The 2,601-nt window shown below is 37.2% G+C and carries 4 protein-coding genes; all 4 read right to left on the bottom strand.

Annotated elements, in window-relative coordinates; genetic code table 11:
• Positions 1 to 372: 372 nt before the first annotated feature.
• A complete protein-coding gene (locus tag J6D32_RS11310) occupies positions 373 to 939 on the bottom strand; it encodes a single-stranded DNA-binding protein (RefSeq protein WP_287467686.1) in 567 nt (188 codons plus the stop codon).
• Positions 936 to 1,307, bottom strand: a complete 372-nt coding sequence (locus J6D32_RS11305; protein WP_287467685.1) for a hypothetical protein — start codon at positions 1,305 to 1,307, stop codon at positions 936 to 938. The genes J6D32_RS11310 and J6D32_RS11305 overlap by 4 nt, the downstream gene beginning before the upstream one ends.
• 28 nt (positions 1,308 to 1,335) lie before the next feature.
• Positions 1,336 to 1,515: a hypothetical protein gene (locus J6D32_RS11300; protein ID WP_055242852.1), complete on the bottom strand. Its 180-nt coding sequence runs from the start codon at positions 1,513 to 1,515 to the stop codon at positions 1,336 to 1,338.
• Between the two features lie 94 nt (positions 1,516 to 1,609).
• A complete protein-coding gene (locus J6D32_RS11295) occupies positions 1,610 to 2,536 on the bottom strand; it encodes a rolling circle replication-associated protein (protein WP_287467684.1) in 927 nt (308 codons plus the stop codon).
• Between the last annotated feature and the right edge of the window lie 65 nt (positions 2,537 to 2,601).

Genomic DNA, 2,601 nt, shown 5'->3' with positions numbered 1-2,601 from the left:
TTATTTATTAGTTATTTAGAGTATTGTCTAATTTTTTAATTTTCTTATTCTGTTGAGCTTAAAAAAACCACCTCAGTAACGATCGCTAACGATAAGATCTGAGGCTAGCAAACTAAAATGTTCACTTTCCCCTTATTTCCCCTCGTATGTGTATCGCACATCAGTAGAAAACTAAACATCATTGCAAACTCGGGGAGTTTGCCACGTAACCTAAAACAAAGTCCGTACAGACCAACGATAAGTGTTAAACAGTTCAAACATTTACCGAGGTCCAAAGCCTGTATACAACGTTTGGCGATTATATCCTAAAAAGATATATCAACTATTCTTGAAATGAATTTGAGTGCCATCTTTTTTATCACGAATTATCCCCTAAAACGGTAAGTCATCGTCACTAATTGAAATAGTTGCTACATTAGAATTTAAACCTCCTGCTAACGTGGTAGCAGTATTAAAGGGATTGTTGTAGTTGTTACTTTGGGATGTCTCAAATGAGTGATTGAATGTCTCACAATTTGGTTGTTGATAGTTAAATGGCTCTACGGGTTCGGGCATTGCACTACTTTTTTTAGATTCTATGAAGGTAAATTTATTAACCAAAACCTCTGATATATACTGACGTATTCCCGCTTCATTCCCTACCAATTGAGGATGGCTAAGAGCTTTGCTACTTAGCGCAGGGGACCTATTCTCATAATTTCTGACTTGTAATCGCCCTTCTACTCCAATCATCGTTCCTTTTAAAACGTAATTAGCAATAGTTTCCGCCGTTTTATTCCATGCGACACAAGTAATAAAATCCGCCTGTTGCCCACCTTGTTCCTCTTTATAGGGGCGATTCACGGCTAAGGTAAATTGCACATAGTTTGTCCCGTTTTTGTTTTGCTTTAATTCAATCATTTTGGTGGTCCGCCCCACTAAAACAATATTATTAATCATCGATCTGCCTCCTTATCATACTTCACTAGCCAGTAGCCTTTTGCTTGTCTAACATAATAGGGAATGTTCTGTTTTAATAAATATTCTTCTATCTCTTGTAAGTGATGACGGTAATAGCAATAGATGTCACCCGAAGGCTCACAATGAATACACACACATTCCTGAGATAGAAAAGAGGTGTTTGGTTCTCCCACTTTCTGCTTCCCATCATTAATAATATTTAACTGTTCAAAGACACGCTTGATTGCTTCATCTCGTGTGACTGCCCCCTGTTTCACTCGAAAAAGCCCGTGATAATCTAGATTATACGTTTTAGCAAATGTCGATAACTTCATCTGATGCTGCTTCAAATACTCTTGTAACGTCACGGCGATTCTCCTTTCCCGCTTCAAATCATCAGTTATTTAACAAATGATAAAGTCGTTGTTCTAATTGATCACAATGCTTCGCACAAAATTCGGCTCGATTTCTCTGCTCAATGGCAACCAATTCATTATGAATCAAAAGTCTTAAAATACGTTTTGTTTCTGCCAACACTTCAATATCAAATGGATAAATCACTTCTAACTGTTTCATCTTCTCACCCTCATTCCTCTCAATCTAGCCTCGTACGGCATCCGCTCTATCAAGTCCTCTAGCATCACAAAATTTTCTCCGTCAATTTTGACTGCTAGGTTCGACTTGTACGTTCGGATACCCGCCTTCTCAGCTTTTTACTTTGCATCCGTGCATAAATATAAAACAAACCATTCCAGTCGCTATATCTGATTTCCACTTCTTTAAATTGATACATGGGATAGTCTCGCTCTAACTTCTCACCAATCGAATCTTGATTTAACACCATGTCCATGACCTTACGCTTACTCATTTTCGTTCGATTCTTTGAGGGCTTGGGTAACACAAGATTTCCTTTACTACTTCCCCAACGGCGTTTCCCTTTTAACCTGAAAGCCGTTCTTTTATATGTTTGTTCGTCTTTCATCATGTACTTACAAACCCCAATGAAGTTTTCTTCTTTGTAATAATTTAATGTTCGAATGGTGGATGCACCTAGTTTCCACTTGGATTCCACTTCTGCTTTGGTTAAGCCATTATCCATAATTAAATGAAGATGGAATCGCTCGGTTCCCGTTGTTCCTTCCTCAATCACATACACATACTTCGCATTCTCTAACCCTTTTTTCTTTCTGAATCGGTTAATCCGCCTAAAAAAATTTTTACTTAACTTTTCTGCTGTTTCTAAATCTTGTGGTGCCTCTTTAAACGTTAGCGTACACCAGTAATCACCCGTATAAAAATTTTCATGAACTAACCGTATTAACTTTTTCTTAGCATTTCTATCATTCAAATTCTTCTGTTGCTCACTACTCTCACGACTTTTCTTTTGTTTAAATCGTCTCATCATCTCGGGAATCTCTTTTTTAAATGAGGGATAAATCTCTACTTCTAACTGATTTCCCGCTTTGATGGTTGCTGTGGTATAAGCTATTCCCCTTAACGACTTCACACGATCATTTAATAATTCCCCTGTTTGCTCATCAAATGAATGATTATAAAAACTTTCATAATCATAATCATCAAATACTTTTTTCTTCATCACGACTTCCCCCATTTCGACTCCCACTTATTCGACAAAATCTAAAAATGGTCGACTTGTTAATA

The organism is Turicibacter sp., assembly GCF_017941855.1.
Lineage (GTDB): Bacteria > Bacillota_I > Bacilli_A > MOL361 > Turicibacteraceae > Turicibacter > Turicibacter sanguinis.
This window is presented reverse-complemented; position numbering and strand designations above follow the sequence as displayed.